The sequence below is a fragment of the Bacillus sp. RC242 genome, from assembly GCF_044908245.1.
In the GTDB taxonomy this organism is placed as follows: Bacteria; Bacillota; Bacilli; order Bacillales; family Bacillaceae_G; genus Bacillus_A; species Bacillus_A mycoides.
The window spans coordinates 52,440-69,072 of record NZ_JBIYCZ010000011.1 but is presented as its reverse complement, the minus strand read 5'-3'; the positions used below and the strand labels follow the sequence as shown (position 1 = coordinate 69,072).

At 36.4% G+C, this 16,633-nt stretch carries 14 protein-coding genes; 6 read left to right on the top strand and 8 right to left on the bottom strand.

Going from position 1 to position 16,633, the window contains the following annotated elements:
- Positions 1–53: 53 nt before the first annotated feature.
- Both mtnA and mtnK read right to left on the bottom strand, forming a co-directional pair.
- Complete coding sequence (mtnA, locus tag ABH957_RS19785) at positions 54–1,097, bottom strand: S-methyl-5-thioribose-1-phosphate isomerase (protein WP_404446864.1); 1,044 nt, start codon at positions 1,095–1,097, stop codon at positions 54–56.
- A gap of 12 nt (positions 1,098–1,109) precedes the next feature.
- Positions 1,110–2,339, bottom strand: coding sequence for an S-methyl-5-thioribose kinase (gene mtnK, locus ABH957_RS19780; protein WP_404491640.1), 1,230 nt, complete (start codon positions 2,337–2,339; stop codon positions 1,110–1,112).
- Between the two features lie 590 nt (positions 2,340–2,929).
- Here mtnK and ahpC point away from each other — a divergent pair.
- Positions 2,930–3,493: an alkyl hydroperoxide reductase subunit C gene (gene ahpC / locus ABH957_RS19775; protein ID WP_000924420.1), complete on the top strand. Its 564-nt coding sequence runs from the start codon at positions 2,930–2,932 to the stop codon at positions 3,491–3,493.
- A gap of 14 nt (positions 3,494–3,507) precedes the next feature.
- Positions 3,508–5,034, top strand: a complete 1,527-nt coding sequence (ahpF, locus tag ABH957_RS19770; protein WP_016093439.1) for an alkyl hydroperoxide reductase subunit F — start codon at positions 3,508–3,510, stop codon at positions 5,032–5,034.
- 50 nt (positions 5,035–5,084) lie between these two features.
- On the opposite strand, the gene ABH957_RS19765 is transcribed toward ahpF, so the two are convergent.
- Both ABH957_RS19765 and ABH957_RS19760 read right to left on the bottom strand, forming a co-directional pair.
- On the bottom strand, positions 5,085–5,693 hold the full coding sequence (locus tag ABH957_RS19765; RefSeq protein ID WP_404491642.1) for an SAM-dependent methyltransferase: 609 nt from the start codon (positions 5,691–5,693) through the stop codon (positions 5,085–5,087).
- 151 nt (positions 5,694–5,844) lie between these two features.
- Complete coding sequence (locus ABH957_RS19760) at positions 5,845–6,960, bottom strand: M20 peptidase aminoacylase family protein (protein WP_404512060.1); 1,116 nt, start codon at positions 6,958–6,960, stop codon at positions 5,845–5,847.
- Between the two features lie 289 nt (positions 6,961–7,249).
- Between ABH957_RS19760 and nhaC the strand changes: the two genes are divergently transcribed.
- Positions 7,250–8,671 (top strand): Na+/H+ antiporter NhaC, encoded by a 1,422-nt coding sequence (gene nhaC / locus ABH957_RS19755; RefSeq protein ID WP_404512058.1) that lies wholly within the window; start codon positions 7,250–7,252, stop codon positions 8,669–8,671.
- Here nhaC and ABH957_RS19750 read toward each other — a convergent pair.
- Complete coding sequence (locus tag ABH957_RS19750) at positions 8,668–9,945, bottom strand: transcriptional regulator (protein ID WP_404457572.1); 1,278 nt, start codon at positions 9,943–9,945, stop codon at positions 8,668–8,670. The genes nhaC and ABH957_RS19750 overlap by 4 nt on opposite strands.
- A 93-nt stretch (positions 9,946–10,038) precedes the next feature.
- Here ABH957_RS19750 and ABH957_RS19745 point away from each other — a divergent pair, with 93 nt between their 5' ends.
- Together ABH957_RS19745 and ABH957_RS19740 are read left to right on the top strand one after the other, a co-directional pair.
- The gene (locus tag ABH957_RS19745) at positions 10,039–11,148 is read left to right on the top strand and encodes a mandelate racemase/muconate lactonizing enzyme family protein (protein ID WP_078178036.1); all 1,110 of its coding nucleotides are present in this window, start codon (positions 10,039–10,041) and stop codon (positions 11,146–11,148) included.
- A 14-nt stretch (positions 11,149–11,162) separates the two neighbouring features.
- Positions 11,163–11,858 (top strand): GNAT family N-acetyltransferase, encoded by a 696-nt coding sequence (locus ABH957_RS19740; RefSeq protein ID WP_404457569.1) that lies wholly within the window; start codon positions 11,163–11,165, stop codon positions 11,856–11,858.
- 159 nt (positions 11,859–12,017) lie between these two features.
- On the opposite strand, the gene ABH957_RS19735 is transcribed toward ABH957_RS19740, so the two are convergent.
- Positions 12,018–12,725, bottom strand: a complete 708-nt coding sequence (locus ABH957_RS19735) for a M48 family metallopeptidase (RefSeq protein WP_000233748.1) — start codon at positions 12,723–12,725, stop codon at positions 12,018–12,020.
- A gap of 94 nt (positions 12,726–12,819) precedes the next feature.
- A complete protein-coding gene (locus ABH957_RS19730) occupies positions 12,820–13,338 on the bottom strand; it encodes a YehS family protein (RefSeq protein ID WP_404457566.1) in 519 nt (172 codons plus the stop codon).
- 230 nt (positions 13,339–13,568) lie between these two features.
- Here ABH957_RS19730 and ABH957_RS19725 point away from each other — a divergent pair, with 230 nt between their 5' ends.
- The gene (locus ABH957_RS19725) at positions 13,569–14,441 is read left to right on the top strand and encodes an endonuclease NucS domain-containing protein (protein ID WP_404512056.1); all 873 of its coding nucleotides are present in this window, start codon (positions 13,569–13,571) and stop codon (positions 14,439–14,441) included.
- Between the two features lie 141 nt (positions 14,442–14,582).
- Here the strand turns inward: ABH957_RS19725 and ABH957_RS19720 are convergent, their stop codons facing one another.
- On the bottom strand, positions 14,583–16,601 hold the full coding sequence (locus ABH957_RS19720; protein ID WP_404457564.1) for a GAF domain-containing sensor histidine kinase: 2,019 nt from the start codon (positions 16,599–16,601) through the stop codon (positions 14,583–14,585).
- Positions 16,602–16,633 lie beyond the last annotated feature (32 nt).

Here is a 16,633-nt window from a genome sequence, read left to right as displayed (position 1 = left end):
TACATCCCCCTAGTAAGAAACTTATGATGACTATTTTTCTAAAAACTATCTACTTATTGAAATAGCTTTTTTAAATTCTCCATAAACGGTGCTCTCACAATTCCTTTTTCCGTAATAATCGCTGTTACATTTTCATATGGCGTGACATCAAATGCCGGATTGTATACTTTACTTTCTTGCGGAGCAGAGTATTGTCCGAAACGATTGATCACTTCAGAAGCATCTCTTTCTTCAATTGGAATTTCTTTTCCTGTCAGTGTTTTCAAATCAATTGTCGGCGTTGGTGCTGCTACATAAAACGGAATGTTATAATATTTAGCCAAAATCGAAACACCTAATGTTCCAATTTTATTTGCTACATCCCCGTTTGCTGCTACACGATCACATCCAACGATTACTGCATCGATTTTCCCTTGTGACATGACCATTGCTGCCATATTATCTGTAATGACCGTTACATCAATTCCCGCTCGCTGCAGTTCTAATGCCGTTAACGTTGAACCTTGTAATCTAGGGCGTGTTTCATCGGAATAGATTTTTAAGTCCCATCCTTTTTCTTTCGCTAAGTACATTGGAGCTGTCGCAGTACCATACTTAGTCGTTGCTAACGCACCTGCATTACAATGCGTTAATACCCCCATGCCATCATGGAATAATGTTAATGCATGTTCTCCAATTTGACGGTTAATTTCTTCATCTTCTCTATGAATCTTTTTTGCTTCTTCTAATAATCTATCTTTCAACTGCGCAATTGATAAGTGAGCATTCTCTTTCGCTACACTTTCCATTCTTTCAAGCGCCCAAAATAAATTTACTGCCGTCGGTCTTGATGTCGCTAAGTATGCACATACCTTTTTTACTTCCTCTATGAATTCTTCCGCCGAACTTTCCGCAACTTCCTTTACTCCTAAATACACACCGTAGGCTGCTGAAACACCTATTGCCGGCGCTCCTCGTACTTTCATTACTTGAATCGCATCCCACACACCCTCAGCTGTTTTAAAAGATTCATAGACTACTTCGTTCGGTAATACCGTTTGATCCAATAACACTAAAGCATCATCTTTCCACTGAATTGGTATTAATTGCTCTGCCATCATCTTCTCCCCTTATTTCGCACTATGCATTGACTGTTTTTTTAACGTTTCTACAAAGCTACTACCTGTTTTATATTGATTCGCTTGTAAAATAAACTTCTTCGCTGCCTGTAGACAAATTCGCTCCGCTCTAGCACGCGCTGCATCATTCTCAATACAAGTCATATCCTTCACCTTCGCTAGACCAACAATACGACGAATTAACTCAAGACCCGTCACTGCAGCTGTATCCTCTAATACAGATTGTAAATAAACTTGGTTAAAACCTTCTTCCTTCGCCATAATCTCTGTTACATGAATATCCCAAGCATCTAAAAACTTCTTCTTAAATAAATCAATTACATCTATCATGGTAGATTCTATCCAGTTCATATATGTATCTTTCTCAATACCAGATTGCATCACTGCATCTGCATTCACCCATGCAAACATTAAATTCGCCATTATATTCCCAACGTCATATCCCATAGGTCCATAAAAAGCAAATTCAGGATCAATAACCTTTGTAGAATCACTTTTTACAAAAACAGAACCAGTATGTAAATCACCGTGAAGCAGCGCTTGTGCATTCGTCATAAAAGAAAACTTAAGTTTTGCTACTTCCATACGAAGCTCTTTATCACTATAAATAAGCTCTCTAATCCATCCTTCGTTTAATTGAAACAATTCGTTGCGTTTATTATGATTTGTAAATGGCTCTGAATATACGAGGTCCTCTGTAATCTCACATAACTCAGGATTTATATAATTCTTCACAAGTTCCTTCTTTTCTTTATGATTCATTACAACATCTGATGTTAATAGAAGAGTGTTTACCATAAAAGTAGTTAAATCCTCAGCAAGCCTCGGAAACATTTGATGATTTATGAGTGCTGTACGCAATATTGTGTGATCTGATAAATCTTCCATCACGCAACAATTCATCACACTATCGAACAAATATACATTTGGCACGAGTCCAGGTGCTAATTCTCCTTCTAATCGTAAAACATCTGATTCTATACGGATTCGATTCGTCGACAACTTAAACTCATCTGAAATACGCGCTGTATCCCCAGCTTGTTTTACAATGACAGAAATGCTCTTCTGTTCATCACAAACGCGGAACACATAATTTAAATTACCATCACCTATTTCTTTACACTTTAGCCCCTTTGCATGCTCGAACTTAGGTACTTTCTCTTGCACATATGTAATCACATCTTTAGCTTCCATTAAAAAATACTTCGTGAACTTAGACATGGTTTCCCCTCCATACCAAATGTAAACGTTTTCTAAAAGCCGTAAAAAATAATAGATTGAAATTTTTTCAATCTATACTATATCTTCTCTATTGCAATACATATCTCGCTTTTATTATATCTTGTTAGAAATGAGCGTCAATGCTTCTATTTCTCATTGCAATATACTTCTTATTATATATATTTATGATGACAATAATTGTTCACAAAGATTCCGATACATTTTGTTTTATTTATTGCACAATTCTTTGTAAAATAGAAGTAAGTAGTTCCTTTTCAAATCCACAACTTCTAAGAAATATTTCCTTCCTAAGAATTTATACTTACACCATGTCTCTAACATACACACTACTCTTTCAAACACCCATTGAAAATTTATGACTTGAAAATTACCTTTTAATTCCCTAGCAGCCTTAATTGAGAATAAATATTAATTAAATTGGTATAAAGTTGGTTTATTCTCTTGACAAAATAACCACTTCTATATGATAATTAATATCGAATTAGAATTATTATAGTTAATTAAAAAATATATTTTATGAGCAAACTAATTTCCGATGCTCAAAACCAACCTTTAGGAGGAATTTTAATATGTTATTAATCGGCACAGAAGTAAAACCGTTTAAAGCTAATGCTTACCATAATGGAGAATTTATCCAAGTTACTGACGAAAGTTTAAAAGGAAAATGGAGCGTAGTTTGTTTCTACCCAGCAGACTTCACATTCGTTTGTCCAACTGAACTTGAAGACTTACAAAACCAATACGCAACTCTAAAAGACTTAGGCGTTGAAGTATACTCTGTATCTACAGACACTCACTTCACTCACAAAGCATGGCATGATAGCTCAGAAACTATCGGCAAAATCGAATACATTATGATTGGTGACCCAACTCGTACAATTACTACAAACTTCAACGTTTTAATGGAAGAAGAAGGTCTTGCTGCTCGTGGTACATTCATCATCGATCCAGACGGCGTTATCCAATCTATGGAAATCAATGCTGACGGTATCGGCCGTGACGCAAGCATCCTTGTTAACAAAATTAAAGCAGCTCAATACGTACGTAACAACCCAGGTGAAGTTTGCCCAGCTAAATGGCAAGAGGGTTCTGCAACACTTAAACCAAGCCTTGACCTTGTAGGCAAAATCTAAGGAGTTCGATCAAAATGATACTAGATGCAGATATAAAAACACAACTATCCCAATACCTTCAGTTAATGGAGAACGATATTTTACTTAAAGTAAGCGCAGGAGACGATAACGTATCTAAAGATATGTTATCTCTAGTAGATGAATTAGCTACTATGTCATCTAAGATTACAGTAGAAAAAGTTGAACTAGAGAGAACACCAAGCTTTAGCGTAAATCGCCCTGGTGAAGACACTGGTGTCGTATTCGCTGGTATTCCATTAGGACACGAATTTACTTCATTAGTGTTAGCTTTACTACAAGTTAGTGGACGTGCTCCAAAAGTTGAACAAAAATTAATCGATCAAATCAAAAACATTCAAGGCGAATATCATTTTGAATCTTATATCAGCCTAAGTTGTCATAACTGTCCTGATGTTGTACAAGCTCTTAACGTAATGAGCGTTCTAAACTCTAGTATTACACATACTATGATTGATGGCGCTGCATTCAAAGAGGAAGTAGAAAGTAAAGACATCATGGCAGTACCAACTGTTTACCTAAACGGCGAATCTTTCGGAAGCGGTCGTATGACACTTGAAGAAATTTTAGCTAAAATGGGTAACGGTCCAGATGCATCAGAGCTTTCTGATAAAGATCCATACGATGTTCTTGTTGTTGGTGGCGGCCCAGCTGGTGCAAGTGCAGCAATTTATGCAGCACGTAAAGGCATCCGCACTGGTATCGTTGCTGAGCGCTTCGGTGGTCAAGTAATGGATACTATGGGTATTGAGAACTTCATCAGCGTAAAACGCACTGAAGGTCCTAAGCTAGTAGCAAGCCTTGAAGAGCACGTAAAAGAATACGACATCGATGTAATGAATCTACAACGTGCGAAACGTTTAGAGAAAAAAGAACTTATTGAAGTGGAACTTGAAAACGGCGCTATTCTGAAAAGTAAGAGCGTAATCGTTTCAACAGGTGCTCGCTGGCGTAATGTTGGCGTACCGGGTGAAGCTGAGTTCAAAAACAAAGGTGTAGCATACTGCCCACACTGTGACGGTCCATTATTCATCGGAAAAGATGTAGCGGTTATCGGCGGTGGTAACTCTGGTATTGAAGCAGCTATCGACTTAGCAGGTATTGTTAAGCACGTAACTGTTCTTGAATTCATGCCAGAATTAAAAGCTGATGCTGTATTACAAGAACGTCTTAACAGCTTACCAAACGTAACTGTTCTGAAAAACGTTCAAACGAAAGAAATCACTGGTACTGATAAAGTAAACGGTATTTCTTACATCGATCGTGAAACTGAAGAAGTACACCATGTTGAATTACAAGGTGTATTCGTTCAAATCGGTCTTGTGCCAAACACAGACTGGTTAGGCGAAACAGTTGAACGCGTTCGCGGTGAAATCGTAACAGACAAGCACGGCGCTACAAACGTACCAGGAGTGTTTGGTGCAGGTGACTGTACAAATAATCCGTACAAACAAATCATCATCTCTATGGGTTCAGGTGCGAATGCAGCTTTAGGTGCATTTGATTACTTAATCCGTAACTAATTATATAAACGTGAGTTTTAAAAAAGCAGGTGCCAAGGCACCTGCTTTTTTTATAATCCTAATGTATAAACTAAAAATCTCTCATTCCCATTCTTCTCATAAGCACCCGGTAATCTAACTTCTCTCTTCAATTCAAAAGCAGTCTGATTCTCCAAGAAGAAAATATAATCTTCAGAAGGGTAGTATAAAATAATATCCACTTTCCTCTCTATTTCCTCTACCGAAAGCAAAATGTTATTTACTACATTCATAAACACTTGGACAGAAAATGGATTGAAGAAATAAAACCGGTTATCACGTGGATCAATCTCATATTCCTGTGCTAAACAACATTCAAACCGAATTTTATCTTTACTGTTTCTCACTTTCCGCGCATAACGATCACGATTATCCATTGCTTCTTTATAAAACTCTTCATTCATTTCAATCCCAACGGCCGAAGCACCACACTTATGGTGCATGTAAAAATTCAATCTCCCTTTTCCGCACCCAAAGTCTACAATTCGATCGCTACTTGTTATTTCATATTGATTTAATAACTCATCTAATCCGCTATATGGCGTCGGTTCATAACGGTGATAATGCATAGACTTATTAAATCCTTTTTGCTCACCGACGGTTTTTATATTTAATACAGCATCGTAATATTGTTCGTTCATTCGTTTGCTCCTATTAAGAAATATTACTATTATTATACACCACGTACTGAATGCTCATTTTTATCAAATTAATTGGTACGTGAAATTATATTATCGCGAAATCGAATATATCGACTTAACAACAAATTCCTACCAAAAAAACAGGAGCTTTCTAGCCCCTGTCTTCTAATACTTTCAATACAGTTTGTTTCAATATTTCTACTCCATCCATTATACAGCTATGATCAAACTTCATATACGGATGGTGTAATCCAGGTTGTAAGTTCGCCCCTAGTCCAAGCATGACAGCTTTTAAATGGGGTCTTTTCACTGTATAGTAATGGAAATCATCGCTTCCTGTCGTATACAGTGGTCCAGTACATCCCTCTTCCCCGTACACTTCAAGAATGCCTTTCCGCATGAAACGCTCAGCTTCTTCTGACACTTCAGCTCCTGGTGCGAGATCAATCCACTCATAAGAAAGTTTAGATCCCATTGATTCAGCTGACTGAATTACTTGCTCTATTTTTCGCTTCAATTCATCTAGTAATATGTTATTTTCTGCTCTTACATCTAAACTAAAGTGCCCGTTACCTGGAATAATATTTAGATTATCACCACCAGCTTGGCATCTCGTCATCTTAACAGAATAAGACGTCTGCGGCGGTAACCATATATTTTTCAATCCAATATTGATCATCGAAATGACATCAATTGCATTTATACCTTGATGTGGGCGTGCCCCGTGTGCATCATCTCCATGAATCATCCCTTCTAAAAATGCTGCAGCTCCGTGACGAATAGATGGGGCTGCTTGTTTCAAAGGCAGCTCTTCAATCGGCCTTAAATGAACACCAAATAAGAAATCAGCATCATCCACGGCGCCCTTCTCTACCATCTTTAAGGAACCATTTCCTTTTTCCTCTGCCGGCTGAAAAATAAATCTAACAGTACCACTATCCCATCTCATATTTTTCAATTGTAAAATAAGACCCATCACAATTGTCATATGAGCATCGTGGCCGCATGAGTGATTCGCTTTAAATTCTCCGTCTACTTCTTGCCATAGTGCATCCATATCAGCACGAATCGCGATAACTGGATTCCCTCTTCCGATTTCAGCAATCACGCCAGGGCAATCATCAAATATTTTATATGAAATTCCTTCTTCTTTTAGAAAGTTAGTAATATAAGATGTCGTTTCATATTCCTTCCAGCTTACTTCAGGGTTTTCATGTAAATGCTGAAAAATTTCAGTTAAACGCTCTTGTAGTTCTAATGTTTTCAAAGCTTCATTCTCCTTCCCCTAATTACAAACCATTCAGATTAATTATACTTATGAAAAACAGATGTTTTTATGAACATATTGAATTTTAAGAAAAAAGTCAATTGTTTATTTTTTAATACCGTTAATACCCGATTTCAACTCATCTTATAAAGATATCCATACAAATAGAAGATTCGATATTTTCTGTTTTTATATTGACGCTTACATCTATTTTTAGTTATTATAACTTAATAACGTCTATTTTGCGACAATTCTAAAAATACAAACATACATAATGAGGAGGCAGTTTATGAAAAGAGAAATACCTTTTGGCATAGCAATAATCCCTATTATCATTACAGTTGCAGTTATGATGGTTACAATTGTTGTATTAGAACAAAGCCCTCACGTCCCACTTATTATCGGTACAACCGTTGCTTCGATCGTCGCTTGGCGATACGGTTACAAATGGAATGACATTGAAGAATCGATGTATAAAGGAATTCGCCTTGCATTACCCGCTATCGTTATCATTATTCTTGTAGGTTTAACGATCGGTGCTTGGATTGGCGGCGGAATCGTCGCTACTATGATTTATTACGGCTTAAAACTTTTAACTCCATCACTATTTTTAGTTTCAATTACAATTATTTGTTCTATCGTTGCATTAGCAATCGGTAGCTCTTGGTCTACAATGGGAACAATCGGTGTTGCTGGAATGGGAATTGGCCTAAGTATGGGAATCCCAGCTCCAATGGTTGCTGGCGCTATAATTTCCGGTTCTTATTTTGGCGATAAAATGTCACCGCTTTCAGACACGACAAACTTAGCCGCAGGATTAACAAATACAGATTTATTCACACATATTCGTCACATGTTATTTACTACAATTCCAGGTTTAATTATTACTCTTATCGTTTATGCGTTCTTAGGAAGAAGCTTTGGCGATAACAATATTGATTCAAAAAGCATCGATCAAACGTTACAAGTATTGCAACAAAACTTTGTTATCTCACCTTTTCTATTAATTATACCAGTAGTTGTTATGGTATTGGTCGCTAAAAAAGTCCCTGCTATACCAGCTATTCTCGTAGGTGTTATTTTAGGATTCTTATCACAAGTCTTTATTCAAGGTGGTTCTGTCTCATCAGCTGTCGGTGCACTCCAAAGTGGATTTGTTATAGACACTGGAAACAAGCTAGTAGACGAACTATTTAACCGTGGTGGCTTAAGCTCTATGATGAATACAGTTTCTATGACAATTGTCGCTATGACTTTCGGAGGAGTACTAGAACATACTGGCATTCTTCGCTCAATTGTAAATCAAATTTTAAAATTAGCGACATCAGCAAAGGGACTTATCGCTTCTACTATCACATCTTGCTTTGCAACGAATCTTACTTGCTCTGAACAATATATTTCGATTGTTGTTCCTTCAAGAATGTATGCAAATGCGTACACAGAAAAAGGACTACATTCTAAAAATTTATCCAGAGCATTAGAAGATGGCGGAACATTAACTTCTGTTTTCGTACCTTGGAATACATGTGGTGTATTTATACTCGCAACACTTGGTGTAGGCGCATTCGAATATGCTCCTTATGCTATATTGAATTTCATCGTACCTATTATTTCAATCATTTATGGTATAACTGGCTTCACAATTACGAAGCTATCTGATATTGAAAAAGCAGACCTACTGAAAAAACAAAAAGCACAACTAGAAGCTTAAAATTTTTGAAACGAATACAACGGTAAATTTAGCTCATATATTGCACGAGGGCGCCCTTGTTGATAGGGCATTTCCTCGCCGCAAATATTGGCATATCTGTAATCAACTAATTTCTTTAACAGCCTTTCCGTCGATCGCCGAGTCACTTGTAAGTACTCAGAAAGATCCGCCGCTGTAAATTTCAATGATGGATGCGATTGACTAAACTGAATAATTTTTGACAAGTTTGCAGGACTAAGCTTCGTTTCCTTCGCTATTTTCATTAATTCTGGATTATCGTTTTTTAAACTTTGTACTCTCTGTTCTTTCGGGAACGGGCCAAATAATTTTTTATCACTTGTTAGTATATAAAAGCAGCGTTCTATCGGATTATTTTTTGCGAAACCTTGAGCGATTTTTGCATTTTGTTCCGCTTCATTTACTGTTTTTCCGTAACCAAATCCAATAGATACAGCTCCTTCTATATTCGTAAATAAACGATCTATCGTATTTGTTTTTATACTCGATTCGATATCACCACGAGTTGTATACAAAATAAAAGTCATTTCATCAACTTGTTTAAATGAACCACGTAATTCTTTTGAAATTACATTTAATTGTTCAAGCGATCTTTCTTGTAACTCTATAAAGGATATAATACAAGCACCAACAGTAGCTGAATGGCTTTTTGCTAACTCAGCTTTTATTTTTGCATCTTTTAATCCATGTATAATTGACTGCGTTGGATCTATCATACGCTCTGAAGGAATACCTATTTTTTGAAGTTCATCGTAGACAGCGTGAATACTAGTTAAAGCTAAATCAGCCTCTCCTGATTGATATTTAGCTAAATGAAAATCAATGATTCTCTTAATTTCATCATTACTCCATAACACATTTTCATAATCCATCACTTGCGGAGTTTCTTTCAGACCGATATCATGGAACACATTTTTAATAAACGAACGATCTACTAAATCAATTGAAATTTTATGAGGTTGAATACTTTGATGATATATTATAGAAAGAAGTGAAGAAGCGACAGTTGTCTCGTCTTGCTGTAAGTACGTACTTGGAATTGGTAATTGTTCTCTTATTTCTTTTGCCATATAATAAGGTAGGGCACCCGAGAAAAAAATAACATCACAAGGTTTTAAACGCTTTAATAGTTCAGAAGATTCTGCCGGGTGAAGGTAAATATATGGATCAATCTCTATCTCTTCTAGTTTATGAGCAATAGGTAAAAGATTCTCCATAAACTCTTTTGAACCGACAACTGCAATTTTTATCATCATTTTCTCTAACTCCTTATCATTAATTAACGACTATTTAACGTCAACTATATCAAATGTACAAAACCATTGTAAACAGGAAGGGGTCTTTATTCAATGAAAATTACAGCTATTCACCTTTACGCAATTCGTTTACCGCTTCGCGATCCGTTTGTTATTAGTTATGGTTCTTATTCTGATATGCCTTCTATTATCGTCAAAATGGAAACAGATGAAGGCATTATCGGTTACGGTGAAGGCGTTGCTGATGATCACGTTACAGGTGAATCATGGGAAAGTACTTTCCATGTTTTAAAACATACACTAGCTCCTGCTCTAATTGGGAAAAATCCAATGAATATCGAAAAAATACACGATATGATGGACAATACAATTTACGGTATTCCTACTGCGAAAGCTGCGATTGATATCGCTTGTTTTGATATACTGGGTAAAAAACTAAATCAACCTGTATATCAATTAATTGGAGGACGCTACCATGAAGCATTTCCTGTCACTCACGTCTTAAGTATCGCCGATCCAGAAAATATGGCTGAAGAAGCAGCTTCCATGATTAAGAAAGGTTACCAATCTTTCAAAATGAAAGTCGGTACGAATGTAAAAGAAGATGTAAAACGAATTGAAGCTGTACGTGAACGTGTAGGAAATGATATCGCGATTCGTGTTGATGTAAACCAAGGCTGGAAAAATAGCGCAAACACATTAACAGCACTTCGTTCATTAGGACATTTAAACATCGACTGGATTGAACAACCTGTTGTAGCGGATGATATTGATGCAATGGCTCACATTCGTTCGAAAACAGATCTTCCGCTTATGATTGATGAAGGACTAAAAGGCTCTCGTGAAATGCGCCAAATTATTAAATTAGACGCAGCTGATAAAGTGAATATAAAACTAATGAAATGCGGCGGCATATATCCAGCTGTAAAACTCGCTCATCAAGCTGAAATGGCAGGCATTGAATGCCAAGTTGGATCCATGGTCGAATCATCTGTTGCCTCTTCCGCAGGATTCCATGTCGCTTTCTCAAAAAAAATCATTACTAGTGTCGAGCTAACGGGGCCATTAAAATTCACGAAAGACATCGGAAACTTACATTACGACGTACCATTTATTCGCTTAAACGAAAAGCCGGGACTCGGCATTGAAATAAACGAAAATACATTACAAGAATTAACCGTCTTTCAAGACGTTGTACGCTAAAGGAGGACTAACACATGACGACTCTTTACGAAGGAACATTAAAACAAAACAACGATTCATTTCACGTTACATTACTATCTTTAGAACATATGGAACAAATTTTATCATTACAAAACGTTGTAGTTGAAGCGCTAGAAGATAAAGGTCGTTTACAACCACTCTTGCTAGAAGAATTTCAATACATTCTAGAAGGAAATGGCATGATGATCGGTGCGTTTATACAAAACGAGCTCATCGCATTTCGTGCCCTACTCGTCCCTCCTATCGACGATGAACATTTAGGACTTGATATCGGCCTATCAGAAAGTGAACTACACCGCGTCATCTATCAAGAAATCTCAAACGTTCACCCGAACTGCCGCGGAAATGGCATGCAAAAAATATTAGCCACAGTCATCATGGATGAATTACAAAAAGAAGGCAGCCAGTACGACTATGTTTGCTGCACCGTTGCACCTTTTAACATTCCTAGTTTAAAGGATAAATTTGCGCAAGGGATGGAAATTGCTGCGCTGAAGGAGAAGTATGGCGGGAGTATGCGGTATGTTTTTGTGAAGGAATTGCGTAAGGACACAGAAAGAGATTGGACGAATGTTAAAAGTGTTCCGATGAGTGATGTTAGTGAAAAGCAAGCGTTACTTTCAGAGGGGTATCGTGGATATAAGATGGAGAAAATAGATGGGGATTTCGTTGTGAAGTTTGGACGATAGTTCCTACACCTGAAAAAGGAGATGTCCACTGTGACACCTCCTTTTACTTTCTCCTCATTCAATAATCCCCTGGCAAATGAAATTATATGAGCGATTTTTTAAATATATCGACTTACCGACAAGTATTGACAATAATCGCAACCTATATAAAGCGCATTACTAAACCGTCATCTTCCAACTTGATAACGCTAACCAGTTTTCCATTTCCTTATAATCAGGCATTATCTTCCCAACAAGACGCCAAAAAGAACGATCATGATTTAAATGAACCATATGACACATTTCATGAACAACTACATAATCAATTACTCGCTGTGGTGCCATTGCTAACTTCCAATTAAACGTTAACTGTAGATTTGAATCACAAGTTCCCCACGTACGACTACTATCTGTAATACGAATAGAACGTGGTTTTGTTTTAAAATTACTTTGATGCGCTTTAATACTCTTCTCTACTAATGCCTTGCACTGCTTATAGTAAAATCGTTTTAAAGCCTGCTGGATTTTCTCATCCTTAAGCTCATTCACGTAAATATGTAGCTTATTCCCTTCAAATACTGCATTATCTTGTTCAATACTTGCATCTTGAGAAATCTGTATCGGATACGTATTCCCTAAATACAGAAAGCCCTCGCCTTGATCATAACCCTTTTCCTGTGGTCCAAGCGCTCGCTCCTGCATTTCCTTACGTGTTTTCTGAATCCAATCCCATTTCTCCTCTAACAATTGGACTAAGTATTCAACAGGCGTTCCTTTTGGAGCTTGCACTTCCACATTTCCGTACGAATCTACAAAAAGACGCACCGACTTTTTCTTCTTATAAGTTATATGAAAATTAATTGTCTCACCTAAATATGTATGTACCATTTCATCACCTAGTGTATTATTTTACAAATAAAAAAGAATAGGACACAAACGCCCTACTCTATCTATTATATCATTTACTGTTTCACCGAACTTATTATCCTCTGTACTTTACACCTAATCCCTTAATGAAATTCCTTGCGTATCTATCGCCGCACTCTTTGTAATGCTTATGGCCTTTCTTTCTTAATAAAGCGCCTAACTCTCCTTTTGTTACGATAACTCCTACGCTGTCTAATATATCAAGCACATCTTCACTCGTTAAAGATAGTGCTATTTTCATTTTCTTTAGAAGAAGGTTATTCGCACTCTCCTTGCTCTGTACAGGTGCCGGTTGCCCTGGTTTCGGATCTTGCTTCCCTCTTTTTAAAGTAATAAATCCATTTAAAAATGCCTCTAGCATCATCATGTCGCATGTTAATACGTACTCATCTTCGATTACATCATCATTTTCAGCTTCATGTTGTGGACTTCTCTTTACTTTTGTAAGCATATCAAGTACGTCCTCTTTCGTTACTTCCATGCCACCAAGATTAAATATTTCCACCATATCTATATCTCTTATATCTAAAGCGTATCTTACTCTTTTTAATATATCGTTGTTGCTCATTGCCATTGTATTTCCTCCTGAAATGTTGATTATAGTAATGCTTTTAGCATGTGTAAATTAATGTCGTTAAGTTACTACTTTAACATTTTAGGGTGAGGTTTTGTAGTCTTGGGTGGATTAATGCTTTTGGGGATGAGTTTAAAACAGCAATATATGTTGTTTAGGTACTTGGAATTATCCATTTTAAACCAATTGAATTATAATGATACTAGAGTTCATACGGGAGGGAATCAATAGTGAATTATCTAATTGGTTATAAAGATGCTGAACGAAACTTCGGACATGAGGACCCAATGCTAACAGAATATACATATGGAGAGTCAGGGGCTAATACCGAAAAGCTCCTAAAAGTACAAAAGGGAGATTTTCTATTCTTTCATAAAACAATACATAACAAGCGCTATATAACCGCATATTATCTGGTCGAAGAAGTCGTGCTTGTAAAAGATATCAAACAGAATCGTTTAATCATGAATAAATATGATAATCCTCACCTAAAGAAAGAGATTCAGCAACTGACACCAAGCGAATGTATTGCGTTTGGAAATCCTATTCAATCTAAAGTCCTTCAAGTTCCTTTGGAAATTACACCTGAATTATTGAGTAAATTATCCAGGTCTGCAAACCTTAATCCTAATCAAACTTTATTAAGTGCAATTTCTTCTGCTCTTCGTACTTGGAAAGAATTGAATCCATCTGATATCAATTTATTATTAGATTTAATTGAACAAAATGAGTCCAAGGGTAGACTTACTAATAGAGTTTTAACCGCTGAAGAAGTATTTCAAATTTTAGAAAGAGATATCGAGAAATTCATCATTTCTAACCCTTCAATACTTGATGCAAACTATACAATTGAAAAATCACAGCATATCTTCTCAGATGAATCACGTTTAGATTTGTTATTAAGAGATACTACTAATAACGAATTTATTGTAGTAGAAATTAAGAAAGGCCCTATTGATAGAAACGCTTTAAATCAAATTAAACATTATATTAAACTATGTAAAGAAGAATTAAAATTAAATACTGTAAAAGGTTTTTATTTGGTAGTGGGACATCACCTTCCTTTGAGGATGATATTAATAAAGCAAAAAAGGATAGGATAATCGTGCGAAATTACGGATGGGGATTTACTATTAATTAACATACTTGAAAATGGACAAACCTAATATAGGTTTGTCCATTTTTTTATGCAACTCAAATATGAATATTTGTGGTACAGTTCACCATAACTAATCTAAATGAGGTTATTGTTCATTATTTTCATAATTAAATTTAACAAAAAAGGTCGTGCCTTCCGAGCCTGTTTGAATTTCTATTTTTGCATTATGACGGGTAGCAATGGCATAACATATGCCTAGCCCCAATCCAGTTCCATTATCTTTGGTCGTGTAAAATGGAGTACCCAGTTTCTCTAATACTTCAGGCCTGATACCTTTTCCTTGATCCCGCACTGCAAGCACCACACAATTTTGACATTCCTTGTAGGTGCTAATGGTTAGAACTTTCCCTGTGCTCATCGCTTCTAAGCCATTACGGTATAGGTTTATTAATAATTGTCGTATCTCATTACGATTTAAAAATAATTCCGGAATGTCATTTGTATCGACTTGAATAGATTTATTTTGATTATACGTATCAATCTTTATTAAAGGAATAATATCGTGGATAATTGAATTTAAATCTAACATCTGCAAATCCGATTTCCTTGTATTACCGATTGAGAGAAATTCAGTAATAATAGAATTGGCACGATCAAGTTCTTCAATCATTAAATTAAAGTACTTATTATGTTTCTCATAGGTGCGCTCTTCTTTTAATAACTGCAAAAATCCTCTTACTGTTGTCATTGGATTTCTAATCTCATGGCTGATACCTGCTGCCATTTGCCCTATTAAATCTATGTTGGATAACCTTTTCAATTCCTGCTCATATTGCTTTTTTTCCGTTATGTTTTTAAAAATACAACAAATACCATCATCATACGGATATGCAATAACTTCGTGCCAATATTCATCAGAGATAGAAAAAAATTCGAAATGAACTGTAATTCGTCCTGACATTGCACGATGAAATTCCTTATACATAACTGCGTCGACGCTACTCGGGAAGACCTCCCATATATTCTTACCTAATACATCTTTTGCTGTTTTTCTTTGTGGAAAATATTGATGCTTATTTACGTACGTGAATTCCCATTCATTATTCAGAGTAAAGAATCCATCCGTAATAATTTCAATCACACTTGTAACTTTTTCATTAGCGGCAGCTAGTTCTCTCGTTCGCTCTTCCACCATGCTTTCAAGTTGATCCATATATAACAAGTTTGAAAACGTAGGAGCTGTGGCATCAACGATAGATTTTGCCAGTTGAATTTGGGAATTATCGTAATTGTGAGCTTTTCCCTCTTTGCCAACGACGATTACCCCTAATACTTCTCCCATTGAAACCAATGGAATCATCAGTAGACCCTTACTATCTATATTTTTTGTTTGAATAACCTCTTGGATCTTGGCTTCATAGCTTTTCTCCATCCAATCCGCTTCTGTCCAATCACAGTCCTTGCTTAACTTCGTTGTTTTAATCGTTGTTTTGTCTAGCGGGTCTAAAAGGTGGGCAGCCATGTTTTTACTCTCTAAAATCTGTCCTAAGTAAAAAAAACATTTATCAAAACTCTCCTGTATCGAGGAACACATTGATAAATCACGGGTAACATCTAGTAACAGCTGCTTCTCGGCAATAAGGTTTTCCTTTTGTGTTAAATTATTTGCGTTTTGAATTGCGACCGCAGCCATATTTACATAAGCTTCAACACTTTGAATCTCTGAATCTGTTAAGTTCATTGGAACTCCATAATCAAATAAAAAAACCAGACCAAATAACTCTTGTCCAAATGAGATAGGCAGGGCTAATAAGGACTTAATTTTGAACGCATCAACTGGTCTTGGATCCGGCCGATGATCCTTTGAGGTATCAGGGATATAGATGGTTTTTTTTGTTTCAATAACTTCTTTTGCCAGTAAGTCTATTTCAGGATCAATTACCTGAGTATCGAGCGTTACGCCATTTATGGTCTCTGGTTTCCCTGCAAACCCTCTAAATGTTCCATCTTCCTGGGGTAAATAAATTCCAACAGCGTTGCACCTAACAATCTCCTCTGATATCGCCATTGTTACACGCTGCAATACTTCACGTAATTCTAATTTTGTATTTATTATTTTTGTTATATTCGCGAGCCTAGAATACCTCGTCTGATCACTTAACATTCACATAGCCTCCAAGTTATAGGCATAATAAA

Bases quoted from the DNA above. Each gene is read 5' to 3' on its own strand.
- mtnA (WP_404446864.1), bottom strand. From the start codon at position 1,097: ATGGCAGAGCAATTAATACCAATTCAGTGGAAAGATGATGCTTTAGTG.
- mtnK (WP_404491640.1), bottom strand. From the start codon at position 2,339: ATGTCTAAGTTCACGAAGTATTTTTTAATGGAAGCTAAAGATGTGATT.
- ahpC (WP_000924420.1), top strand. From the start codon at position 2,930: ATGTTATTAATCGGCACAGAAGTAAAACCGTTTAAAGCTAATGCTTAC.
- ahpF (WP_016093439.1), top strand. From the start codon at position 3,508: ATGATACTAGATGCAGATATAAAAACACAACTATCCCAATACCTTCAG.
- ABH957_RS19765 (WP_404491642.1), bottom strand. From the start codon at position 5,693: ATGAACGAACAATATTACGATGCTGTATTAAATATAAAAACCGTCGGT.
- nhaC (WP_404512058.1), top strand. From the start codon at position 7,250: ATGAAAAGAGAAATACCTTTTGGCATAGCAATAATCCCTATTATCATT.
- ABH957_RS19750 (WP_404457572.1), bottom strand. From the start codon at position 9,945: ATGATGATAAAAATTGCAGTTGTCGGTTCAAAAGAGTTTATGGAGAAT.
- ABH957_RS19745 (WP_078178036.1), top strand. From the start codon at position 10,039: ATGAAAATTACAGCTATTCACCTTTACGCAATTCGTTTACCGCTTCGC.
- ABH957_RS19740 (WP_404457569.1), top strand. From the start codon at position 11,163: ATGACGACTCTTTACGAAGGAACATTAAAACAAAACAACGATTCATTT.
- ABH957_RS19735 (WP_000233748.1), bottom strand. From the start codon at position 12,725: ATGGTACATACATATTTAGGTGAGACAATTAATTTTCATATAACTTAT.
- ABH957_RS19730 (WP_404457566.1), bottom strand. From the start codon at position 13,338: ATGGCAATGAGCAACAACGATATATTAAAAAGAGTAAGATACGCTTTA.
- ABH957_RS19720 (WP_404457564.1), bottom strand. From the start codon at position 16,601: ATGTTAAGTGATCAGACGAGGTATTCTAGGCTCGCGAATATAACAAAA.